The 22,150-nt window shown below is 61.2% G+C and carries 18 protein-coding genes; 10 read left to right on the forward strand and 8 right to left on the reverse strand.

Annotation, left to right across the window (positions count from 1 at the left end):
- Nucleotides 1-6 precede the first annotated feature (6 nt).
- The 6 genes from ACZ5WW_RS21385 (at nt 7) to ACZ5WW_RS21410 (ending at nt 8,831) form a co-directional block, all read left to right on the forward strand.
- The gene (locus tag ACZ5WW_RS21385) at nt 7-1,707 is read left to right on the forward strand and encodes a hypothetical protein (protein ID WP_377162681.1); all 1,701 of its coding nucleotides are present in this window, start codon (nt 7-9) and stop codon (nt 1,705-1,707) included.
- Between the two features lie 73 nt (nt 1,708-1,780).
- Nucleotides 1,781-2,761: an AAA family ATPase gene (locus ACZ5WW_RS21390; RefSeq protein WP_377162683.1), complete on the forward strand. Its 981-nt coding sequence runs from the start codon at nt 1,781-1,783 to the stop codon at nt 2,759-2,761.
- Nucleotides 2,758-3,624, forward strand: a complete 867-nt coding sequence (locus ACZ5WW_RS21395; protein ID WP_377162685.1) for a DUF58 domain-containing protein — start codon at nt 2,758-2,760, stop codon at nt 3,622-3,624. Before ACZ5WW_RS21390 ends, ACZ5WW_RS21395 begins: the two co-directional genes overlap by 4 nt.
- On the forward strand, nt 3,621-5,330 hold the full coding sequence (locus ACZ5WW_RS21400; protein ID WP_377162687.1) for a BatA and WFA domain-containing protein: 1,710 nt from the start codon (nt 3,621-3,623) through the stop codon (nt 5,328-5,330). Before ACZ5WW_RS21395 ends, ACZ5WW_RS21400 begins: the two co-directional genes overlap by 4 nt.
- Complete coding sequence (locus ACZ5WW_RS21405; RefSeq protein WP_377162688.1) at nt 5,327-7,834, forward strand: VWA domain-containing protein; 2,508 nt, start codon at nt 5,327-5,329, stop codon at nt 7,832-7,834. Before ACZ5WW_RS21400 ends, ACZ5WW_RS21405 begins: the two co-directional genes overlap by 4 nt.
- A gap of 40 nt (nt 7,835-7,874) precedes the next feature.
- The gene (locus ACZ5WW_RS21410) at nt 7,875-8,831 is read left to right on the forward strand and encodes a D-2-hydroxyacid dehydrogenase (protein WP_377162690.1); all 957 of its coding nucleotides are present in this window, start codon (nt 7,875-7,877) and stop codon (nt 8,829-8,831) included.
- A 96-nt stretch (nt 8,832-8,927) separates the two neighbouring features.
- On the opposite strand, the gene leuB is transcribed toward ACZ5WW_RS21410, so the two are convergent.
- On the reverse strand, nt 8,928-10,034 hold the full coding sequence (gene leuB / locus ACZ5WW_RS21415) for a 3-isopropylmalate dehydrogenase (RefSeq protein ID WP_377162692.1): 1,107 nt from the start codon (nt 10,032-10,034) through the stop codon (nt 8,928-8,930).
- 281 nt (nt 10,035-10,315) lie between these two features.
- Between leuB and rpsO the strand changes: the two genes are divergently transcribed.
- The 3 genes from rpsO (at nt 10,316) to ACZ5WW_RS21430 (ending at nt 14,496) form a co-directional block, all read left to right on the forward strand.
- On the forward strand, nt 10,316-10,576 hold the full coding sequence (gene rpsO / locus ACZ5WW_RS21420) for a 30S ribosomal protein S15 (protein ID WP_377162694.1): 261 nt from the start codon (nt 10,316-10,318) through the stop codon (nt 10,574-10,576).
- A gap of 182 nt (nt 10,577-10,758) precedes the next feature.
- Nucleotides 10,759-12,915 carry a polyribonucleotide nucleotidyltransferase gene (locus ACZ5WW_RS21425; protein ID WP_377162696.1) on the forward strand — a complete coding sequence of 719 codons (2,157 nt, stop codon included), beginning with the start codon at nt 10,759-10,761 and terminating at the stop codon, nt 12,913-12,915.
- A 147-nt stretch (nt 12,916-13,062) separates the two neighbouring features.
- Nucleotides 13,063-14,496 (forward strand): Gfo/Idh/MocA family protein, encoded by a 1,434-nt coding sequence (locus ACZ5WW_RS21430; RefSeq protein WP_377162698.1) that lies wholly within the window; start codon nt 13,063-13,065, stop codon nt 14,494-14,496.
- Between the two features lie 112 nt (nt 14,497-14,608).
- On the opposite strand, the gene ACZ5WW_RS21435 is transcribed toward ACZ5WW_RS21430, so the two are convergent.
- The 6 genes from ACZ5WW_RS21435 to mtnB all read right to left on the reverse strand — a co-directional run bounded on the left by ACZ5WW_RS21435 (nt 14,609) and on the right by mtnB (nt 20,567).
- Entirely contained in the window at nt 14,609-14,959 is a 351-nt protein-coding gene (locus ACZ5WW_RS21435) for a hypothetical protein (RefSeq protein ID WP_377162700.1), read from the reverse strand.
- A gap of 74 nt (nt 14,960-15,033) precedes the next feature.
- Nucleotides 15,034-17,433 carry a vWA domain-containing protein gene (locus tag ACZ5WW_RS21440; protein ID WP_377162702.1) on the reverse strand — a complete coding sequence of 800 codons (2,400 nt, stop codon included), beginning with the start codon at nt 17,431-17,433 and terminating at the stop codon, nt 15,034-15,036.
- 62 nt (nt 17,434-17,495) lie between these two features.
- A complete protein-coding gene (gene mtnA, locus ACZ5WW_RS21445) occupies nt 17,496-18,617 on the reverse strand; it encodes an S-methyl-5-thioribose-1-phosphate isomerase (protein WP_377162704.1) in 1,122 nt (373 codons plus the stop codon).
- On the reverse strand, nt 18,614-19,300 hold the full coding sequence (mtnC, locus tag ACZ5WW_RS21450; protein ID WP_377162706.1) for an acireductone synthase: 687 nt from the start codon (nt 19,298-19,300) through the stop codon (nt 18,614-18,616). Before mtnC ends, mtnA begins: the two co-directional genes overlap by 4 nt.
- Entirely contained in the window at nt 19,297-19,890 is a 594-nt protein-coding gene (locus ACZ5WW_RS21455) for a 1,2-dihydroxy-3-keto-5-methylthiopentene dioxygenase (protein WP_377162708.1), read from the reverse strand. Before ACZ5WW_RS21455 ends, mtnC begins: the two co-directional genes overlap by 4 nt.
- A gap of 14 nt (nt 19,891-19,904) precedes the next feature.
- Nucleotides 19,905-20,567 carry a methylthioribulose 1-phosphate dehydratase gene (gene mtnB, locus ACZ5WW_RS21460; protein ID WP_377162710.1) on the reverse strand — a complete coding sequence of 221 codons (663 nt, stop codon included), beginning with the start codon at nt 20,565-20,567 and terminating at the stop codon, nt 19,905-19,907.
- Between the two features lie 119 nt (nt 20,568-20,686).
- On the opposite strand from mtnB, the gene ACZ5WW_RS21465 reads away from it, so the two are divergent.
- Entirely contained in the window at nt 20,687-21,058 is a 372-nt protein-coding gene (locus tag ACZ5WW_RS21465) for a YkvA family protein (RefSeq protein WP_377162712.1), read from the forward strand.
- A gap of 336 nt (nt 21,059-21,394) precedes the next feature.
- Here the strand turns inward: ACZ5WW_RS21465 and ACZ5WW_RS21470 are convergent, their stop codons facing one another.
- Nucleotides 21,395-22,117: a discoidin domain-containing protein gene (locus ACZ5WW_RS21470; RefSeq protein WP_377162714.1), complete on the reverse strand. Its 723-nt coding sequence runs from the start codon at nt 22,115-22,117 to the stop codon at nt 21,395-21,397.
- Nucleotides 22,118-22,150: the final 33 nt, after the last annotated feature.

The raw sequence follows: 22,150 nt of genomic DNA on the forward strand, positions 1-22,150 counted from the left end.
CTCACCATGCCTGCTCACGATCGAATCCTCGCGTTTCTGTCTGCTGTCAAAGCACGTTTGGATCTCGCCTGGCTGGTCCGGGCCTTCTGCGGCTCTCTCCTCCTCGTCGGCTCCGTGCTTTGCATCTGGTGCTTGGTCTGGGTCTGGCGCGGTTACGCCGTGCCGGCCAGCGGCTACATTGCAGCAGCGGTCGCCTTGCCCTTCATGGCGTTGGCGGCATGGATGCTCGGCCGTGCCTCGCAGCGCAAAGCCGCGCGCATTGCCGACGAGCACTTCGGTCTAAAAGACGCCATCAGCTCCCATCTGGGTTTCACAGACGAGCATCGCGAGGGCGCATTCATCGCTCTGCAGGCCGAGGCCACCGCCGTTCGTGTGCAGGCTCTCTCACCCCGCAGCATACCGGTGCAGTGGCCGCGTCGTATGCTCACCATTGCCAGCGTGCTGCTCATGGCCTGCTTCGTCATGGGCTTCAAAAAAGACTCCCCCCTTGTTCTCGAGCGTATCGCGCTGGAGACTGAGACCCTGCGCAAGAGCGACGAGGTCAACAAAGAGCTCGAAAAGCAGGTCGAGGAGCTCCTTAAAACCGCCACGGATGAAGAAAAGGAGCTGCTGCATCCCGACGAATGGCGTCAGTGGGTCAAAGACCTCCGCGAGACCAAGGACCGCAAAGAGGCCATGCGGCAGTATGCCGAACTCGAGCGCAAGATCAGCGAGGCTGCCCAAAAGCTCAGCCAGCGCGATGCCGAACAACTTCTCGCCAAGGCCGCACAGGAAATGAAACAGACCGCCGAGCTCAAGCCCATCTCCAAATCCCTGGAGGAGCAAAACTACCGCCAGGCCGCCTCCCAGTTGCGGCAGATGAAGCTTCAGGCCGACGTGCGAAAACCCGACGAGGCGCAGAAGGAGCTCGCCAGGCTCAAGTCCGCCTCTCAGCGCATGGCCGCCGCCGCTCGCAATTTTCAGCAGCGCACCGGTCAGCAGGGAAATCAGGGCAAAGGAAATCAGTCTCAGCCCAGCCAGAACCAAAATGCTCAGCAAAGCGGCCAGAATCAGCAGCAGTCTCAGGGCCAGCAAGGCAGCCAGGGGCAGCAGAGCATGGATCAGCAGATGACCTCTTTGGAGCAGGCCGTCCAGAACCTTGAGCAGCAGCTTCAACAACAGCAGCAGCAGAATCAAAGCCAAAGCCAAAGCCAAAGCCAAAGCCAGTGTCAGGCCTGCCAGAATCAGGCCAACCAGGCGCTGCAAAACCTCACCCAGAGCATGTGTCAGTCTTCCGCCAAGCGGGACATGATGAAGAAGCTCCAGTCCCTCGGTCAATGTGCGGGCAAATGCCAGGGCTTCATGTGCAACAAGGAGGGCCAGAGTCTCAGTCAGTGCATGGGCACCCAGCCCGGAGGAAAAAAGGCCGGTTCAGGCAGCGTCGAAAGCCGCCGCGCTGAAAGCGACGCCACCCAGGACAATGGCAATCGCGACCAGCTTACCGGCCAGAAAGGCAGCGGCCCCAGCAATACCAGCATCGAATCCGCTGATAGCGGTACAGGTCGTGCCACTCGCGCCGCCACACTCCAGGAAAAAGCCTTCCAGCGTCAGGTCGAAAGCTTTATCCAGCGCGAAGATGTGCCCGCCGAAGTGAAGGAAGGCGTCAAAGAGTACTTCAAAGGCATCCAGCAGGTTGGCAATGAATCGGCCGCACCTGCGGCAAAATGAATGCCCCCTGACGTCGCTGCACTTCCGTCCCTCTTGTCATCGGCTCATCACCCTACCAGCACACCCCAATCTCATGCCTGACACCCCTGCTTCCGTCGCACACTTCAAGGAAACATTCGAAAAACTCCGCGCCGAAATCTCTAAATTCATCGTCGGTCAGCAGGACATCATCGAGCAGGTGCTCAGTGCTGTGGTCTGCGGCGGTCACGTCCTCCTCGAAGGCGTCCCCGGCCTTGGCAAAACCGCGTTGGTAAACACGCTCGCCAAGGCCCTTCATCTCAAATTCCAGCGCATCCAGTTCACGCCCGACCTCCTTCCCGCAGACATTGTTGGCACTCAGATTCTCGTCGAGCGCGGTGGTCAGAAAGTCTTCGAGTTCCAGCAGGGGCCCGTCTTTTGCAATGTGCTGCTTGCAGACGAAATCAACCGCGCCACCCCCAAGACCCAGTCCGCACTCCTCGAAACCATGCAGGAAAAGCGCGTCACCGTCGCAGGCACCTCGCACAGTCTAGGCTCCCCCTTCTTCGTGCTCGCCACCCAGAACCCCATCGAGCAGGACGGCACTTACCCGCTGCCCGAAGCCCAGCTCGACCGCTTCTTCTTCAAGCTCTACGTCCCCGTCCCCAGCCACGGCGACTTCATCGAGATCCTCAATCGCACCGGCGGCAAGGCCTCTCCCGAAATCAACGCCGTCGCCACCGGCGAAGACATCCTGCAAATGGGGCAGGTCGTCCGCGAAGTCCCGCTGGAGGCCAGCGTGCAGGACTACCTCGTCAAGATCGTCCGCGCCACCCATCCCACCGATGTCAACGCCACCGACCGTGTGAAAAAATACGTGCGCCACGGCTCTTCGCCGCGCGGTGCGCAGACCATCCTTGCCGCCGCTCGCGTGCGTGCTCTCCTCGACGGCCGCTACCACGTCGCCCGTGAAGACATCGCCAAAGCCGCCACCCCCGCTCTCCGCCATCGCATCCTGCTTTCCTTCGAAGGCGAAGCCGAAGGCGTGAAGACAGACGAGGTCATCGCCGATGTGATCGAAAAGGTGAAGGCATGACGCTGACAGATCCAGCCTTCATCCGCCGCCTCGAATCCCTCTACTTGCTCGCACGCAAGATCCTGGGTGGTTCGTTGCAGTCAGACCGGCGCAGCACCAAAAAAGGTGCCGGCATCACCTTTGCCGACTACGCGCAGTACTCGCTTGGAGACGACTACCGCAGCATCGACTGGCGCATCTACGCCAAGTTCGAGTCCCTGCTCATCAAGCTCTTCGAACTGGAGGAAGACGCCACCATCTACCTCCTCGTTGACTGCAGCCCCTCCATGGCCTCCAAGCACGCTTACGCCAAGCAGCTTGCCGCCGCACTGGGCTACATCGCGCTCAACACCCTCGACCGCCTCGCCGTTTACGGCCTCGCAGACCGCCTGCAGCCGCTCTTCGAACCCAGCCGCGGCCGCAATCAGGTCATCCCCTTGCTGCGCTCGCTCGAGGCTGCCAAAACCTTTGGCGGCAACACCGACCTCAACGCCTGCGCACGCGAGTTCGAGGCACGCCATCGCCGCAAAGGCCTCGTCTGCGTCATCTCAGACTTCCTCCTGCCCGGCGGCTATGAGGAGGGCCTCAGCCGCCTCCAGTGGCACAAGCATGACGTCTTCTGCCTCCAAACACTTGATGACAATGACCTCCGCTGTGAGTGGAAAGGGGACGTCACCCTCGAATGCCTCGAAACAGGACGCAGCGAGCGCGTCACCATCTCCCCTCGCGAGGCCAAACTCTATGAAGAGGCCATGGCCGAATGGAATCTCGGTCTGAAACAAACCTGTGCCAAACGCGGTCTCGGCTTTCTCTCCACCAACACCGACGTCTCCTTTGAAGCCGTCATCACAGACCTGCTGCGTCGCGGAGGTCTCGTCACATGACCCTCCTCGCTCCAGCATTCCTCTGGACTTTGGTAGCCCTTGCACCGCTGGCGGCCATCTATTTCCTCAAGGTGCGTCCGCGCAAAAAGCCGGTCACTGCATTCTTCTTGTGGCAGAAGATTTTCACCGAGAAAAAAGCCTCCGCTCTCTTCAAACGCCTGCGCGATGTCTTCTCCCTCCTGCTCATGGCCCTCGCCTTTGCCGCCATCGCCTTCGCCTTGGCCGAGCCCGATTTTGCCGGAGATGAACGCAAAGACCTCCTCATCGTCGTGGATCACTCCGCCTCCATGTCCGCCAAAGACGGCGCCACCACACGCCTCGATAAAGCCAAAAAGCGCGCCCGCGATCTCATCGCCGGCATGAACGGCACCCAGCGCGCCGCCGTCGCCTCCTTTGCGGAAGTCACGCGCATGCTCGAGCATCCCACGCGCCATCGCAAAGCCCTGCTGGAGGCCGTGGACTCCATTCTGCCCACCGAACTTCCTTCACGCGTCGAAGCCCTGCGGGCCCTGCAACCCGGCGACGAATGGATGAAGGATACCCGCGTCCTCCTCATCACCGACGGCTGCCTCGATGCGCCCGATCGCTTGCCCGGTGTTGAAGTGCTCCGCATCACCGACTCCGCCAAAAACATCGGCATCGCTCGCGCTGACCTCCGCAGTGTCCCCGGCGGTCCCGCCCGCCTCGGCCTCTTCATCCTCCCAGTCTCCTCCTTCACCGAACCCGTCAAAACCGACATCACTCTCACTCATGTCGACTCAAACAGGCTCGTGAAGATCATCCCCGTGACCTTGAGCCCCGGAGAAAACGCCGCAGTCACCCTCATCATGGAGGATGCTCCCTCCGGTTCCTGGAAAGCCACGCTCGGTTTGGAGGATGCCCTCGAAAGCGACAACACCGCCTTCCTCTACGTCCCCCCACGCCAGCCCGTGCCCGTCGGTGTTTTGGCTGACGATCCCTTCTTTTTCCAAAATGCTGTCAGCGCCTTTGAGCGCAGCGATCAGATGCTCTCCCTCGCGGAAGATGCCAAGACCGCCCAGCTCATGCTCAGCAAAGGCAGGGTCCCCGCCGGCATCAGCACAGTCGTCTTCCAGCCCTCCGGCGAATCCTCCGTCTGGTCCAGCGTTGGCTCTGAAATCTCCGCGCCAGTACCAAAAGTCCTCGCCAAAGACCACCCGCTCCTGCGCTACCTCGATGCCGAGACGATGACCTTCGCCGGCGCCCGTCAGATCACCGCACCCACCGGGGCCGTCGTCCTCGTCGCCGATGAATCTGGCCCACCGCTCATCTACCTCATGCGCCAGGGCGCACAGACCGTCTGCGTCGTGAATCTCGATCCGCTCGCTGCACAGTTCTACCTCAGCGCCTGGTTCCCCGTCCTCATCCACAACGCCGCCGCACATCTCACCAATCGTGAGGACATGCCACCCGCCACGCTGCCCACCGGTTCCACCGCCCGCGTCCCCGGCCATGCAGATGCCACCCCCTTCGGCCCCATGCTCACCACGGGTTTCCACGAAGCCGACTCCTGGACCTTCGCCACCTCACTCGTCTCTCCAGAGGAAAGCCTGCTTAAAAACGACACGCTCAAAGAAAACGTCAAACCCATCGCCAGCGGCGAAGCCCCCAGCTACTGGCTCTTCGTACTCGCCATTGGCATCCTCGCCGGCGAATCCATCCTTTACCACAGGAGGAAGGTGGGATGAGCTTTACCTCCTTCACACCTCTTCTCTGGCTCCTCTTGCTCCTCAGCGCAGGCTATGGCTACTGGCGTTCCCTCGTTGACCGCCCCACAGGCCTCAAGATCACCTCTTTCGCCCTCCGCGTCCTCGGCGTCATCTTCCTCGCTCTTGCTCTGTGCCAGCCTTATGCCGGCGAGGAAACCGACGAAGCCCACGTGGTCTTCCTGCTGGACGTCTCCCAATCCGTCGATCTCGAATCCGCCAAAGACGCTCTGAAACAAGTCGAAGCCGGAGTCAAAGCGCTGCGCCCCCAGGACACTCACTCGCTCTTTGCCGTGGCCAATGGCCTGCGCGAAAAGAAGCTCCCCGAATTCGTCAAGATGCTCGACGACTGGACCAAAGGCGTCGCCGATGATGCCTTCCGCTCCCACACTCGCCTCGGCGATTCCTTGCTGGCCTCCCGCCTCGCCTTCCCGGCCGGCAAAGCCAAACGCCTCATCGTTTTCAGCGACGGCATCGACACGGAGTCCGGCGTGGACTCATCCCTCGAACAACTCCGGCACGAAGGCGTCGATGTGCGGTTCGCTCCCCTCAAAACCTTGAGCGACCCCGAGGCCGCTCTCGTCAGCCTGGAAAGCGCCTCCCCCTTCGCCTTCCACGGCGAAGTCCTGCGCCTCACCGCCCGTGTCATCGCCAATCAGCCCATGAATGCCCGCGTGCGTCTCCTCAGCAAAGGCGTCGCCGTTCAGGAAAAAACCGTCGCCCTCAAGCCCGGCGAGGATGCGAAAGTCTGGTTCGACACCGAGATGACCACTCCCGGCCCCAGCGTCTGGAGCGCCGAGATCATACCAGAGCTCGATCATTTCCCCATCAACAATCAGGCCACCACCACCATCACCGTCCGTGGCAAGCCCCGCATCCTCGTCATCCATCAGGACGAGAAAAAAATGCGCCCCTTCATCCGCTCACTCAAAGAGCAGGACTTCGACGTCGATCTCCGTGGCAAACGTGGCCTCCCAGAAGGCATGGAAGACATGCTCGCCTTCGACGCCATCGTCCTCGCCAACATGTCTGCCACAGACATGACCCCGCGCCAGATGAGCCTTCTTCGCAGCTACGTCTCCGACTTCGGCGGTGGACTCTTCATGACTGGCAGCGAAAACAGCTTCGGCCTCGGCGGTTACTACAAATCCCCCGTCGAAGAAGTCCTCCCGCTCGTCTCCCGCTTCGAAAAAGAAAAGGAAAAGCCCTCCCTCGCCATGGCTCTCGTCATCGACAAAAGCGGCTCCATGTCCGGCCTTCCGTTGCAAATGGCACGTCAGGCTGCCAAGAGCGCTGCGGAACTCCTCGGCCCGCAGGATCAGATCGCCGTAGTCGCCTTTGATGGCGATGCCCAGATTATCTGCGAAATGACCCCCGCCTCGCAGCAGGGCACCATCCAGGCGGCCATCGACTCCATTGCCGAAGGCGGAGGCACCTTCATGTACACCGGCATGGTCGCTGCGAAGGACATGCTCGAGCGCACCACTGCCAAAGTGAAGCACATGATCTGTCTCACAGACGGCCAGACCCAGGAGGCCGACCACCTGGGCCTCGTCCAGCAGCTTGTCGACAGCGGCGTCACCGTCTCCACCGTCGGCCTCGGGGAGGGCGCGGCACGCGAGCTGCTCGCCCAGATCGCGGAGGCAGGGAAGGGGCGCTATTATGAAAGCAACGACCCCGCCACCCTTCCGCAGATCTTCACCAAGGAAACCACCCAGGCCTCCAAGAGCGCTGTGCAGGAGGGCGTCTTCACCCACCTCGGCATCACCGAGCATCCCATGCTCGCCGGCTACGAGGCCGAAGGTCTCCCCGTCGTTCTCGGCTACGTCATGACAGAGGCCAAACCCGCAGCCCAGGTGCTCCTCGGCGCGGAGAATGGGGATCCCCTCCTCGCCGTCGGCCGCTTCGGCCTTGGCATCGGTCTCGCCTACACCGGAGATCTCACCGAAGTCTGGGGCGGCGAATGGCTCGCCTGGGACGGCTGCGGCCGCTTTTGGGCCCAGGTCCTGCGTGGCGCTCTGCGCAAGGCAGATGTCGAAGGCATGGACTCACGCGGCGAAATCCGCGACGGCGCATGGATCATGAAGATCGACCGCCGTGGCGACGATGGCGCTCCCGTCTCCGGCATCCATTGGAATGCTCAGTCACTCGATGAAAACGGCAACACACAGGACGTCGCCATCCGCGAGACCGGCCTCGGCCGCTACGAGGCCCGCGTCCCCGTCGGCACTCGCAAGCATCTCAGCCTTCGCATGCATGATCGCGACCACGACAAGCTCGAAGTCAAACACTACCACGCTCCCTATCCTGCCGAGTACCGCCTCAATGGCAAAACCCCGGACAGCCTCGCCTCCCTCGCCAAATACGACACTGCCACCCTCACTGCAGGTCTCTCGCCCGCCAAACAACTCCAGCCCGTCGGCCACTGGTTCGCCTGGAGTGCTTTGGGCATGCTCCTCGGCGGCATCCTCCTCCGGCGGATTTGAGTGGAGCGCCGTCAAATCGTCGGCATAGGATCACGTACCCATGAAAATCGTTCTCCTCGACGCCCACACCGCAAATCCTGGCGACCTCTCCTGGCAGCCTCTCGAAGCCATCGCCCCTTGCGAGGTTCACGCACGCACGCCGCTGGATCAAACCGTCGCCCGCTGCGCCGGTGCCGAGATCGTCATCACCAACAAAGCCCCTCTCACCCGCGAAATCATCGCCGCGTTGCCCGCGTTGAAATACATCGGTGTCACCGCCACCGGCTTCAATATCGTCGACGTCGTCGCAGCCAAAGAGCACGGCATCGTCGTCAGCAATGTCCCCGGCTACAGTACTCCCGCTGTCGCTCAGCACGTCATCGCGCTCATGCTTGAAATGACCAATCACGTCGGTCACGCCGCGCAGAGTGTTGCTGACGGTGGCTGGGTCAGGTGCCCCGATTTCGCCTACTGGGATCACCCCATCATCGAGCTTTCCGGCCGCACCCTCGGCATCATCGGCTACGGAGAAATCGGCAGCGCAGTCGCGCGCATCGCCGTCGCTTTCGGCATGAAGGTCCTCGCTTCTAAGCGCACCTGGAAAGAGCCCCCTCCCGCCGGAGTCACCGCCGCCGAGATCGACGACATCTTCCGTCAGTCAGACGTCATCAGCCTCCACTGCCCGCTGACAGACGCCACCAAGCATCTCGTCGGCACGCGCACTCTCGGCCTCATGAAATCCACCGCCATGATCATCAACACCGGTCGCGGCCCCCTCGTCGATGAGCCCGCCCTCGCCCAAGCCCTCAACGAAGGCCGCATCGCAGGTGCCGGACTCGACGTCCTCTCCGTCGAACCCGCCAAGGCAGACAACCCGCTCCTCACCGCCAAAAACTGCCTCATCACCCCCCATGTCGCCTGGGCCAGCCGCGAATCCCGCGCCCGCCTCATCGACATAACCGCCGCAAATCTGCAGGCCTTCCTCGCAGGCAAGCCCGTGAACGTCGTGAACGGTTGAGGTTTCGTCGTTCTAGAAACAATCTGTTCTTCGAAAACAAAAACGCACCGGCAACGATCAGTCGCCGGTGCGTTTTTGTGTTTAGATGGCTCGGATTTACAGCGCCGCGATAACCGCCTCGCCGATCTCCTTCGTGTTCACCTTCTTCGTGCCAGGAGCACCGCTGAAGATGTCACCAGTGCGCAGGCCGTCGTCGATGACCTTCTTCACCGCCGACTCGATGCTTGCCGCTTCTTTTTCCAGGCCCAGCGAGAAGCGCAGCAGCAGCGCCACAGACAGAATCTGCGCGATCGGATTCGCGATCCCCATGCCCGCGATGTCCGGGGCGGTGCCACCGGAAGGCTCGAACAGGCCGAAATACAGCCCGTCGCCCTTCGGCTTGCCAAGGCTTGCGCTCGCCAGCATCCCCAGCGAGCCCGCGATCATCGCCATCTCGTCGCTTAGGATGTCGCCAAAAAGGTTTTCCGTCACCAGCACGTCAAAGCTGCGCGGTGCCTTGATCAGCTGCATCGCCGCATTGTCCACATACAGGTGCGCCAGTGTCACGTCGGGGTACTCCTTCGCCACTTCCACCATTGTCTCACGCCACAGCACGGAATTCGTCAGCACATTCGCCTTGTCCACGCTCGTCACATGCTTGCGGCGCAGTTGGGCGGCCTTGAATGCCACATGGGCGATGCGCACGATCTCGCTCTTCTTATAGACCATCGTGTCGATCACCTCGATGTCGCCATCTGGCAGCGTCGTGCGGCTCTTCGGCTGGCCGAAATACATGCCGCCCGTCAGCTCACGGACGCACAGCACATCAAATCCGCCTTCCACCAGGTCCGGACGGATCGGCGAGGATGACGTCAGGGCAGGGTAGCAGATCCCCGGGCGCAGATTGGCAAACAGGCCAAAATGCTTGCGCAGCGGCAGCAGTGCGCCTCGCTCAGGCTGCTCATTCGGGGGCAGTTTCTCCCACTTCGGGCCTCCTACGGATCCAAACAGGATGGCATCACTCGCCTCACAGGCGGCCACCGTTTCCGCTGGCAGGGCCTTGCCCACCGCATCGATCGCCGCACCACCCACAAGCTGGTGGTTGTATTCAAAGGAAAGACCGGAACGGGCGGCGACGGCATCAAGGACTTTAAGCGCCTCGGCCATGACTTCAGGGCCGATGCCATCTCCGGGGAGGACTGCGAGTTTGTACGTACGTGACATATAGGTAGGGAAGGGGGGCTTAACTGCATCCAAATCCCCCCCCTGGCAAGTCCCCGCCCCAAATTATGAAATTTCAAATCAGCAGACAGCCCTCCGTCTCCAGTCTTCTGGTCCCGCAAAACCACTGTCAACAACCGTCAACCACTGTAAACAACAGTAAACTCCCCATCAAACTTCCCCCAAATTCTCTCTTGCCAAAAAGAGCATCTATGATTCCTTCTCGGCCCCACATCCCAGAATTTCACACCGCCTGACAAGTTGTCCGGCCATTCAAACGAACCATGAGCGAAGCAACCACCATCGATTCCACCTCCTTCAAGATCCACGAAAAAGACACCGGCAGCGCCGACGTCCAGGTGGCTCTCCTGACGAAGCGAATCAACGCTCTTACGCAGCACCTCGCTGCGCATGAGAAAGATCATTCCACACGTCGTGGCCTTCTCCAGATGGTCGCACGTCGTCGCAAGCTGCTTGACTACCTCAAGCTGACCGCTAACGAGCGCTACCAGAAGCTCCTCAAGAGCCTCGGTCTCCGCCGCTAAACAGAACTTCCCAAGGGGTGATGCCACGTGCATCGCCCCTTTTTCTGTTTTCAGGCTATCTACACGCATGTCGGCAAATGCCGACGTTTTCATGCTGCATGATGCACGCTCGTGCATCGCTGCCGGGCTGAAGCCCGGCTCCTGCCTTTCACCCAAACCAAACAAACAACACAAGCCAAATTATGGCCATCCATACACAAAAAATCCAGCTCGGTGCTGGAACCCTCGAAATCGAAACCGGAAAGTTTGCCAAGCTCGCTGACGGTGCCGTCACCGTGCGCCTCGGCGACACCATCGTCCTCGTCACCGCTGTCTCCGCCACGAAAGTGAAGGACGGCCAGGACTTCTTCCCCCTCTCCGTTGAGTACAAGGAAAAAGCCTCCGCAGCAGGCCGCTTCCCTGGTGGCTATTTCAAGCGCGAAGGCCGCCCCACGGAAAAGGAAATCCTCACCTGCCGTATGACGGACCGCCCTCTGCGTCCGCTCTTCCCGAAAGGCTACTACTACGACACCCAGGTCGTCGCCATCCTCCTCAGCGCTGACGGCGAAAACGATCCGGACATCTGCGCCATGAACGGTGCCTCCGCCGCTCTTTGCGTGTCGGACATCCCCTTCGCAGGCCCCGTCGGTGCCGTCCGTATCGGCCGCATCAATGGCGACTTCGTCATCAATCCTACCCAGAGCCAGCGCCTCGACAGCGACCTCGACCTCGTTTACGTCGGCAACAAGACCGACGTCATCATGATCGAAGGTGCCGCCAACGAACTGCCCGAGGCCGAGTTCGTCAAAGCCCTCCACTTCGCCCAGGCTGAAGTCACCAAGATCGTCGCCGCTCAGGAAGAACTCACCCGCCTTGCTGGCAAGACCAAGCGCGAAGTTCCCCTCATGCTGGTGAAGGACGAGCTCCTCGAAATCGCCTACGCCGTCGCTGGCGACCGCATCGAAAGCGCTCTCTACACCCCCTCCAAAGTCGCCCGCGGCAAGGCCGTCGGCGCGCTCAAGGACGAAGTCGAGGCCGCCATCAAGGCCAAGTTCCCCGAAGCCACCGGCTTCGAAATCAGCCAGGCCTTCGACTACCTCCAGAAGAAAGCCTTCCGCATCTCCATCCTCGACAAGAAGAACCGTTGCGACGGCCGCGGCATCGACCAGCTCCGCCCGCTTTCCGGCGAAGCCTCCGTGCTTCCCCGCACCCACGGCTCCGCCAGCTTCACCCGTGGCGAAACGATGGCTCTCTCCATCGCCACCCTCGCTCCTGCTGACGAAGCCCAGGAAATGGACACCTATGCAGGTGGCCCGGACTCCAAGCGCTTCATCCTTCATTACAACTTCCCTCCGTTCTCCGTCGGTGAGACCGGCCGCTTCGGTGGTCAGAACCGTCGCGAAATCGGCCACGGCGCCCTCGCAGAGCGCTCCATCGAGCCCGTGATCCCAGCCAAGGAAACCTTCCCCTACGCCATCCGCGTCAGCAGCGAAGTCATGGAGTCCAACGGCTCCACCTCCATGGCCTCCGTCTGCTCCGGCGTCATGGCCCTCCTCGATGCAGGCGTGCCTCTCAAGCGCCCCGTCGGCGGTATCAGCGTCGGCCTCGTCACCGAGTTCGAAGGCGACAACATGAAGCGCTACCTCACGATGCTCGACATCATCGGTAGCGAAGACCACTTCGGCGACATGGACTTCAAGCTTTGCGGTACCTCCGAAGGCGTCACCGGCTACCAGCTTGACCTCAAGCTCCCCGGCATCCCTCTCAGCATCCTTGAGGAAGCCATCGTCAAGGCCAAGGAAGGCCGCACCCAGGTTCTCGCAGCCATGGCCCAGGCCATCGCTGAAGTGAAGCCTCTCAGCCCATACGCCCCGCGCATCGAGATCATCAAGATCAACCCCGACAAGATCGGTGAGCTCATCGGCCCTGGCGGCAAGAACATCAAGGCCATCCAGGCCGAGTCCGGCGCTGAGATCAGCATCGAAGACGACGGCACCGTTTACGTCTATGCCAGCCGCAAGGAAGGCATCGAGCGCGCGGTCGAAATGATCAGCGGCACCTCCCAGGAAATCGAAGTCGGCAAGATCTACACAGGTCGCGTCGTCAGCACCACAAACTTCGGTGCCTTCATGAACCTCGGCGGCAAGAAGGACGGCCTCATCCACATCAGCGAACTCGCCGACTTCCGCGTCAACAAGACCGAAGACGTCGTCAAGACCGGCGACATCGTCTCCGCCAAGTGCATTGGCATCGACGACAAGGGCCGTATCAAGATGAGCCGCAAGGCCGCCATGAAGGAAAAGGACGCCGCCGCCAAGGCTGAAGCCGAAGGCGCCGCTCCTGCTGCTGACGTGGGCTAAGCCTCATCTGTCTTCAACATTCCCCCCCACGAAGAGGCCGCTGCAAAGCGGCCTCTTTTTTTGTGTCCGTCTAGAATTGGTATTTCTCGAAGGAGTTGCAGTCAGCCCTTCGTTCTGACAAAAATCGATCACATCAACCAACCTCGCATGACCTCACGTCGCTCCTTCATCACCCAGTCCGCCCTCGCCTTTAGCGCTTTGTCCGCCAGCCGCGTGCTCGGTGCCAATGAGACCATCCGCATCGCCTCCATCGGCCTGGGCGGTCAGGGCCTCGGCAACGCGGGCCGCATGGCCAAAGTCCCCGGCGTAGAAATCGCCTACCTCTGCGATCCCGATACCGCCGCCTTGGACAAAGCCAAAAAGGTTTTCCCCAACGCCAAGACCACCCAGGACCTCCGCAAGGTCATGGAAGACAAGAGCATCGACGCCGTCGTCGTCTCCACCGGCAATCACTGGCACGTGCTGGCCTCCATCTGGGCCATGCAGTCCGGCAAGGACGTTTACGTGGAAAAGCCAGTCTCTCACAACATCTGGGAAGGCCGCAAGCTCGTCGAAGCTGCCCGCAAGTACAACCGCATCGTCCAGGGCGGCACCCAGCAGCGCAGCGATCCCCTCCAGGACGAAATCAAAGCCTTCCTCGACGCCGGCAGCATGGGCAAAATCAAATACGTCCGTTGCAATCACTACAGCATGCGCGCCTCCATCGGCAAACGCACCGAGCCCCTCACACCTCCCGCCACCGTGGACTACGACCTCTGGCTTGGCCCTGCCAAAGACGAGCCCATCTACCGCGAAAAATTCCACTACGACTGGCACTGGGACTGGAACACCGGCAACGGCGAAATGGGCAACTGGGGCCCCCACATCCTCGATGACCTTCGCAACGTCGTCTTCCGCGACAAAGTCGCCCTGCCCAAGCGCGTCATCGCTGGCGGCGGCCGCTTCGCCTGGGACGATGCTGGCGAAACACCCAACACCCACTTTGCCTACATGGATACCGGCAGCATCCCGGTCATCATCGACTTTCACAACCTCCCACGCCAAAAAGGCATCAAAGCCCCCGACGTCTATCTGCGTCGCCGCACCGGCGCCTTCCTCATCATCGAGTGCGAAGGCGGCTACTACACCGGCAGCCGCGGCGGCGGCACCGCCTTTGATTCCGAAGGCAAAAAACTCCACATCTTCAAAGGCGATGGCGGCAAAACCCACGCCGCCAATTTCATCGACGCCATCCGCAGCCGCAAATCCGAGGACCTGAAAGGCGAGGTCGAAAAGATCCACTTCTCCAGCGCCTGGTGCCATCTTGCCAACAACTCCTTCCGCCTCGGCCAAAAGTACAATCGCGAACAGGCCGAGGCCGCCGTGAAAGACTTCCAGCCCTGGAACGACGTCATCGCCGATTTCCACCAGCACCTCATCAAAAATGAGCTCGATGCCTCCAAGCTCGACATCAAGATGGGCCCCATGCTCGAGATCGACTCCGCCAAAGAAACCTTCATTGGCGACACCGCCACCCCCGAGGCCTTGGCACTGCTCACGCGTGAGTATCGCTCGGGCTTTGAAGTGCCCCAGTCAGTATAGGCCGGTTCTTTGAAAACAACCCGCAGCCGGGTGCCGCACTCCTTCACATCAGCAAAAGAGCGTCAGGAGAGACCCTCCTGACGCTCTCGCGTTTGTCACAGCAAAGTGAATGTCATTTCGGCACTGCGGGTGCCGCTGGTGCTGGGGTCAGTGCTTCCTTGGCCTTTTTGGCGGCTTCTTCCACGGCTTTCGCTGCTTCAGCAGCTTTCTTCTCTGCGGCTTCCTTGAGGGCGGCGGCTTCCTTTTCAGCGGCAGCCTTCATTTCAGCAGCCTTTTTCTCCGCAGCTTCTTTGGCGGCTTCCAGTTCCTTGGCTGCAGCGTCGGCGTTGGATTTGACGGCCTCTTTGACCGCTTCAGACGCCTTCTTGGTGTCTTCCGCAGCTTTGGAGGCTTCTGGAGTCTTGTTGCATGAGGTGATGCCGCTCGCGAGCAGCCCGATCATAATCAGTGGGGTCAGTTTCATAGGTTTGGTTTTTGAGCGTCTGTGATGTCAGGTCTTTTACAACCTGTATTGAGGATCAGAATGGGATAAGGTGACTACTTAGCATCGAGCTTCAGTTCGCTGAGCGTGTTGGCTTTGATCTCCACTTCCTGCTCGGCCTTTTTGTCGCCTTCGCTCCGCACCACCAGCACCTTGCCCGCTGGGATGAACAGCTTCGTGTTCGCATCGTAGGAGTAGGTGATCTTTTTGCGGTTGCCCTCGGCGTCCGTGCCTCCAAACACCTCCCAGGTGCCGGTAGTGGCAGAGCTCAGCTTCAGGCTTCCTGCGTTCAGATTCAGAGCCTGTGTCATGGTTTTGCCCGCTTGGATCTCGATGTCCGCCTTGGCGGTTGCCGCACCCCTTGTCACCACCAGGGTGTACTTCCCGGCCTTCAGGTGAAATTTCGGCTGCGCATCATAGCTGTAAGCAGCCGTTGGGCGCTCTCCCTCGGCATTCGCCTCACCCAGCACGTTCCAGGTCATCCCGTCCGGGGCCGGATCCGCCCCCTCCGTCATCAGGGCTGTGGCCATCAGGCTCCCGGAGTTGATCACGACGGGTACTTCCGTGAGCTTGCCCGCCGCGACTTCGATCTCTTGCTTCGTCTTGGCTGCCCCCCAGGTGATCTGTAGCAGGTACTTCCCCGCAGGCAGGCTGAAAGTCGGCTGCCCATCATAGCTGTAGCCCGCAGTGGGGCGGTTGCCCTCCGCATCCGCAGCCCCCAGCACTTCCCAGAAGAGGTCTTTGGAAAGTGGTTCCCCTCCCTCCGAAGCGCGCGCCGTGAGCTTGAGCTTGCCAGCTCCCAGTGAGACGACTTGCTCCGTAGTCGCTCCAGCTTTGACCTCCACCATGGCCTTGCCCTTCGCATTGCCATACGCCACTTCGACCAGGTACTTCCCCGCTGGCACTGAAATCGTGGGTTGCGCCTCATAGCTGTACGCCACCTTGGGGCGGTGGCCCTCGGCGTCTGCCTCACCCAGGATGTCCCAGGCCACATCCTTTGCCACAGGCGTTCCCCCCTCCTCCATGACCACCGCCAGCTTCAGCTTGCCGCTTCCCAGCAGAATCACGATGTCCTGCGTCTCTCCCGCTTTCACCTCCACCTCTCTCTGCCCCTTGGCGCTGCCATACGTGGCCACGACGAGGCAGGGGCCTGAAGGCAGCGTCATCTTCGGCTGCGCCTCATAGCTGTAGCCCAGTTTCTTGCGTTGGCCCTCCGCATCAGGCGGCGAGAAAAAATCCCACGCCACATCCTTGGCAATCGGCGGCTGGCCTTCGGCGCTGACCGCGCTCAGCTTCAGATTCCCGCTGCCCAGGATCAGCTTCACCAGTTGCGGCGTTCCCTCCTTCACCGTGACCTCCATGCTCGCGCTCGCATTGCCTCTCGTGGCCATCAGCAGGTACGTGCCCGGTGCCACCTGCAGAAACGGTTTTGCCTCATAGCTGAAGGACACCTTCGCTCGGTTGCCCTCGTTGTCCGCTGGCCCCAGCAGGTCCCAGCTCACCTCCCTTTCAAAGGCGGTTCCGCCCTCCTTGTCATAGGCCTCGGCTTTGAGCCCCGTCTCGGCAAACACGACCTCTTTCGTCACCGTCTCACCTTCCTTCAGCACCACATCCATCTCCATCGACTTGCCGTTAAACTTGGCGCTCAGCGTGTACTTGCCCGCCTTCGGCAGCTCCGTGCTCCAGTGCCCCCCGCTGCCTGTGGCGATCGCACTTTCCCCACCGCCCTCCGCAAAGACCTGGAAGCTCACGCCTTCGAGTATCGCCCCCCCGGAAGACTTCCTGGCTTCGACCACTAGCGTCGGCATCGGCTTTGCCACCTGCTTCATCGCCGCTTCGAGGGAGGTTTTCAGCGTCGCCGCGTCTTTCGCTCCGAGGTACATGCCCCCCGTCTTCTTCGCCAGACACTCCAGACCGGAAGACTCCCCTGGCTTGAGGTCGAAGCCGATCACATGGCACGTGAAATCGATCCCCAGTCGCTCCAGATCCTCCGCCGCCAGGCAGGGGTCTTTGTCGCAGGTTTCCACCCCATCGCTCACGAGAATTACAGACGCCCGCGACTCTTCAAATTTCAAATACTTCGCCGCCTGGATCACCGCCGCCGTCAGTGGCGTCTTGCCTTTCGGCTCCAGTGCAGCCACCGCCTTCAGGATCGCTCCCGCGCTGCCCGGCTGCGGTGGCACCAGCAGCTCGATGTCCTCGCAGTCGCCCTTCTTGCGGTGTCCGTAGGCCATCAGCCCCAGTTCCATTTTCGGATCAACGGAGCCCACAATGTCACTCACCACTTTCTTGGCGATGTCGATCTTCACCCCTCCGGGCACCTGCCCATACATGCTGCCCGAGGCGTCAAAGACGATGATCGCACGCGCCGGCGCGGCAGGTTGTTGGGCTCGTAATTGCGGTGCTCCGGCTAGCAGCGCGCATCCTGTCAGGGTTGCAGTGATGAAGCGTTTCATGGGTCTTGTTGAAAGTGACGCCACACACAGACAAGACAGGCACCCAATACCGCTGAAAAATATTAAAAGATATCTGGTGCGGAGCTTGCTTGCAGCGCGGCTTGCAGTTCTTGCAAGGCCCTGGCCGTGGCCGGAAACACCCCATGCTCGGTCACCAGCGCAGTGACGAGTTCCCCCGGCGTCACATCAAAGCCGTCATTGCGCGCCTGCGTGCCCTCGGGGGTGATCAGCACCTCCTCCCGCCCCCCGGCGGCATTCACTCCGGGCATGTGCGTCACCTCACGCGCACTGCGCTGCTCGATCGGGATGTCACGGATCCCGTCCGTGATCGTCCAGTCTATCGTGCTGACCGGCGTTGCCACATAAAAGGGCACCCCATGCGCCCTCGCCGCCAGCGCCTTCAGATAAGTCCCGATCTTGTTCGCCACATCCCCATGCGCCGTCACCCGGTCCGTGCCCACGATCACCACATCCACCAGCCCGCGCTGCAGCAGGTGCCCCGCATTGTTGTCCACGATCAGTGTGTGCGGCACGCCATGCTCCTTGAGCTCAAACGCCGTCAGCGACGCCCCCTGGCCGCGCGGCCGCGTCTCGCTCACCCACACATGTACCTTCATCCCCGCATCATGCGCCTGGTAGATCGGAGAGATGGCCGTGCCCCAGTCCACCGTCGCCAGCCAGCCGGCGTTGCAGTGCGTCATCACATTGAGCGTCGCAGCCGCATCCCCCTTCTTTTCATGGATGGCCCGGAACAGTTCCAGCCCGTGCCTGCCGATCGCATGATTCGTCACCACATCCGCTTCGCAGATCGCTAGCGCTTCCTGCCAGGCGGCCTCGGCTCTTTCTCCCACATTCCGTCCAGCCACCGCACGCTTCACACGGTCCAGCGCCCAGCGCAGGTTGATCGCTGTCGGCCGCGTGGCATGCAGCACATCATACGCCTTTTGCAGCGCCCCGTCAGTGGCATCATCACGCAGCGCAAAATACAGGCCAAACGCAGCCGTCGCCCCGATCAGCGGCGCTCCCCGCACCCGCATCACCCGGATGGCCTCCGCAGCATCTTCCATCGTCTGCAGCTCGCGCCACTCCACCAGGTGCGGCAGCAAAGTCTGGTCAATGATCCTCGCGGTGCGCGTGGCGTGCTCGGCTTCGATGGATCGGTGCGGCTTTCCGTGAATGTTCATGCGAGGGCAATTTCAGAAAAATGGTGGATGCTGGGGTGCTCATGCGGCGGTGTCGGTTTGTTTCCAGGCCGGACCGCCAGCGCCGTGACCATGCCCGCATTTCGTGCCGCGTTCAATTCCTCCGCGAGATCACTGACGAAGAGAATCTGCTCTGGCCTCAGCCCGCAGTCCGCCGCGATCGCCGCGTAGCTGGCCGCTTCGCGTTTGGGGCCCGTCGTGGTGTCATGGTAGCCTGAGAGGTGCGTCGTCAGATCTCCGTGCTCCGTGTGTGCAAAGAAAAGCCTCTGCGCGTGCACACTGCCGGAGGAGTAGATGCGTATGCCCAGCCCCTCGCGGCGCCAGCGCGCCAGTGCAGCCGGCACGTCTTCAAAGATCCGGCTGCGCAGCTCCCCTTGTCGAAAGCCCTCCTCCCAGATCATGCCCTGCAGCTGCTTCAGCCCCGTCACTTTTGCGTCCGCGTCCATCAGCTCGTGCACAGCCGCCTCGGCTTCCGTCGCAGTCGCAAATGCCTCAGTGCCTGCATCTCGGGCCAGCTGCGAGATCACCTCCGCCCCCCAATGCCTCTCGATGTGGGCCCCTGCATGCTTCCGCGCATACGGAAACATCACATCATGCACAAAGGCCAGCGGCGAGACAGTGCCTTCGATGTCCAGCAGGACAAGGTTGCCTCCAAATCGGATCATGCCGCGATGGAGGCTCCTTGCTCGATCCGGATGCCTTTGCTCACGAGGTAGTTCGGCCCAAAGCACAGCGGCTGATAGCCGCTCGCGATGGCATCGCCCGTGTACAGCGGTGTCCAGCCGGCCTTTTCCCGGAAAAGCCGGATCGCCCGGATCGTGCGGTCCGCGCACAGGTCAAACCAGTGCTTCATCCCGGCGGGCACATTGATCAGATCTCCTTCCTCGACCTCGATGGAAAAGACCGGATCTCCGTTTTCCGGATGGATGTAAAAGATGCCGCGTCCCTTGAGGATGAAGCGCACCTCATCCTCCGCATGGCGGTGCTCCTGGTTGAATCGGTTCAGCATTTCCTGCAGGTTCGGCACATCAGGCGTCACGTTCACCACATCAGCGGTGATGTAGCCGCCCCTCTCCTTCAGCGCCTCCACCTCAGGGGCGTAGGCCTCCAATATTTCCTCCTCGGAGGCATCCCGGCCGGTCCTTCCCGCCACCTGCCATCGGTCGTAATGAATGCCATGGGGCTGGAGAAAGCTGCAGATGTTCGGCACGTCGGCGATGACGCGTGTGCTCGACGGGATGCGGATGTAGGCCATGGCCGGACTGCCGCTCAAAACGAGCCGAAGAGCAAACGTTTCTGCGTGACGACTTCGAGTAGAAACTCCAGCACCTCCACCTGCCGGCGTGCCTCCGCGATGTTTCGGCCCCACGTGTACAGCCCGTGCCCCGCCATCAGAAATCCGTGCCGCAGCGGTCGCGCGGCGTCGTTCAGGCGCAGGCTTATCACCGTCGCCAGCGAGGCAATCTCCTGCGTGTTGGGGTAAATCTCTATCCACGCTTCCGACTCATGCGTGCTGATTCCCGAGAGACCTTTCAGCATTTCATAGCCGGAGAGGCGCACTCCTCCGTCCTTCAGAAAATGCTCGCTCAGCACGGTGGCGGCTACGGAATGCGTGTGCAGCACGGCCCCCGCGCCATGCTTGGCCAGCACGGTATGCAGCAGCGCTTCGGAGGAGGGCTTCAGCCCGTCAGGCTTCAAGGCTCGTGCCTTTTCATCCACCGTCACAAACTGCTCTGGCCGCAGGCGTCCTTTGTCAAAGCCGCTGCCCGTCATCAGCAGCGTCAGCGGCTCACGCTCCGTCACCACGCTGTAATTGCTGCTCGTGCCCAGTGACCAGCCTCGGCGGTGGAAGTCCCGTCCGCATTCAATCAGTTCCTCGCACAAAAGCAGGTTCTCCTCGCTCGCCGCTGTCGGTGTGTCTTTGTTTGGCATGACACGCGATGATTCGGCCCGTGCTGCTGAAGTCAATGGCGGCGATGTGGCAGAATCTCCACATCAGCACGTTCCGGCTGCCTGCTGGACTTCACGGCTGCCTTTGGTTACTTTTACCTATGAGCACTCCCTCAAATGGCGACCACGACCTGGACATTGCCAAGGTCAATCAGCGCGCACAGGAAATTGAACACAAGCTCCCCCGGCTCAAAAAGGTGTTCGGTCACGCCAAGGTCATGCTCAGCATGGTCAAAGATTATTGGACCGGAGCTTATCGCGAAATCCCTTACTGGGCCATCAGCGCGGTTTCGCTGGCACTGCTCTACGTTCTCAATCCTGCCGACGTCATTCCGGACTTCATCGTCGGCGTTGGCTATCTCGACGACGCCACCATCGTGGCCTTTTGCCTCAAACTCGTGGAGCGTGAACTGGAGCGTTACCAGGAGTGGCAGGCCGCTCAGGCCAAAGCTGGCAAGGTCGTTGCCGGGTAGTCTGGTCTCATGCCATGATCCGTTGAAAACAGGTCTGCGTGCCAGACACAGCAGAGATGTTGTCTCAAACAGAAGCGCGGCTGGCTCTCAGTCCGTAAGTCGGCCGTGTTTGGCGTCGAGCGCGTTTCCCACCGCCCTCCACTCCCTCCGCCAAGCCGTCCGACCACGAGGGGCTTCGCATGTCCCGATGTTTGCGTAACGCCGATGGATGCACGGGCTCTCGCTCCCATCCTGCGCATGGCTGCCATGCAACCGCTGGCAGCTTTATCGGCATAAAAAAACCGCCGTGCAGTATGCCTGCACGGCGGCGTGATTGGGTCAGCAGCTCAGTCTGCCTTACTTGGCAGGCGTGCCATAGACCTGAACTTCACAGTAGTGGTTCATGTCGTTGCTGGTGTTGCCATTGCTCCACAGGCGCACATAGCGGGCCTTGATGCCCTTGGCGTCCACCACGCGGCCGTGGTTGGTTTCCACGTAGGCTGGGTCGCTGCCCTTGCCCATGCCGGAGGAGTCGTCATGGTCGGAGTTCCACAGCGTGGTCACGCCGTTCTTGAACTCAGGATCGTCGGACACCTGCACTTCCACGTCGATGTAGGCCTGAGCCTGCTTGTGGTAGTGCCACATCGCGATCTTGTAGATGTTGGCCTCGGCTCCGAGGTCGATCTGCACCCACTGCTTGCCGGGCATCAGTTCCACGAAGGAACCGTCGGCGCCGTCGGCATCACCGTCGGTCACGAGGCTGAGTTCGCCGATGATCGGCGCACTGTCAGAGCTGGTGACGGGCTTGCCTTTGGCCAGGTTCGTGGTGCCTTTCGGGACCATGATGGACTTGATCACCTTGCTGGGGTCTGCCTTCTCGAGGTTTGGCAGCTCAGCAGGCACCGGCGTGCCGATGAACATGGGCTTGGGGAACTCAAGTTTGATCTCTTCAAGATCACCGGCAGGAGCAGCGGGCGCCGCTGCGGCTGCTGTTTCGGCCTTCGTTTCTTCTTTCTTGCCGCAGGAGGCAAGGTTGAGGACGAGCGCAAGGCCCGTGAGGATGTGGAGGGTGTTTTTCATGGGGAATCGGTGGTTGTTGATGGCTTGTTGTAT

It is taken from the genome of Prosthecobacter fluviatilis, assembly GCF_055388355.1.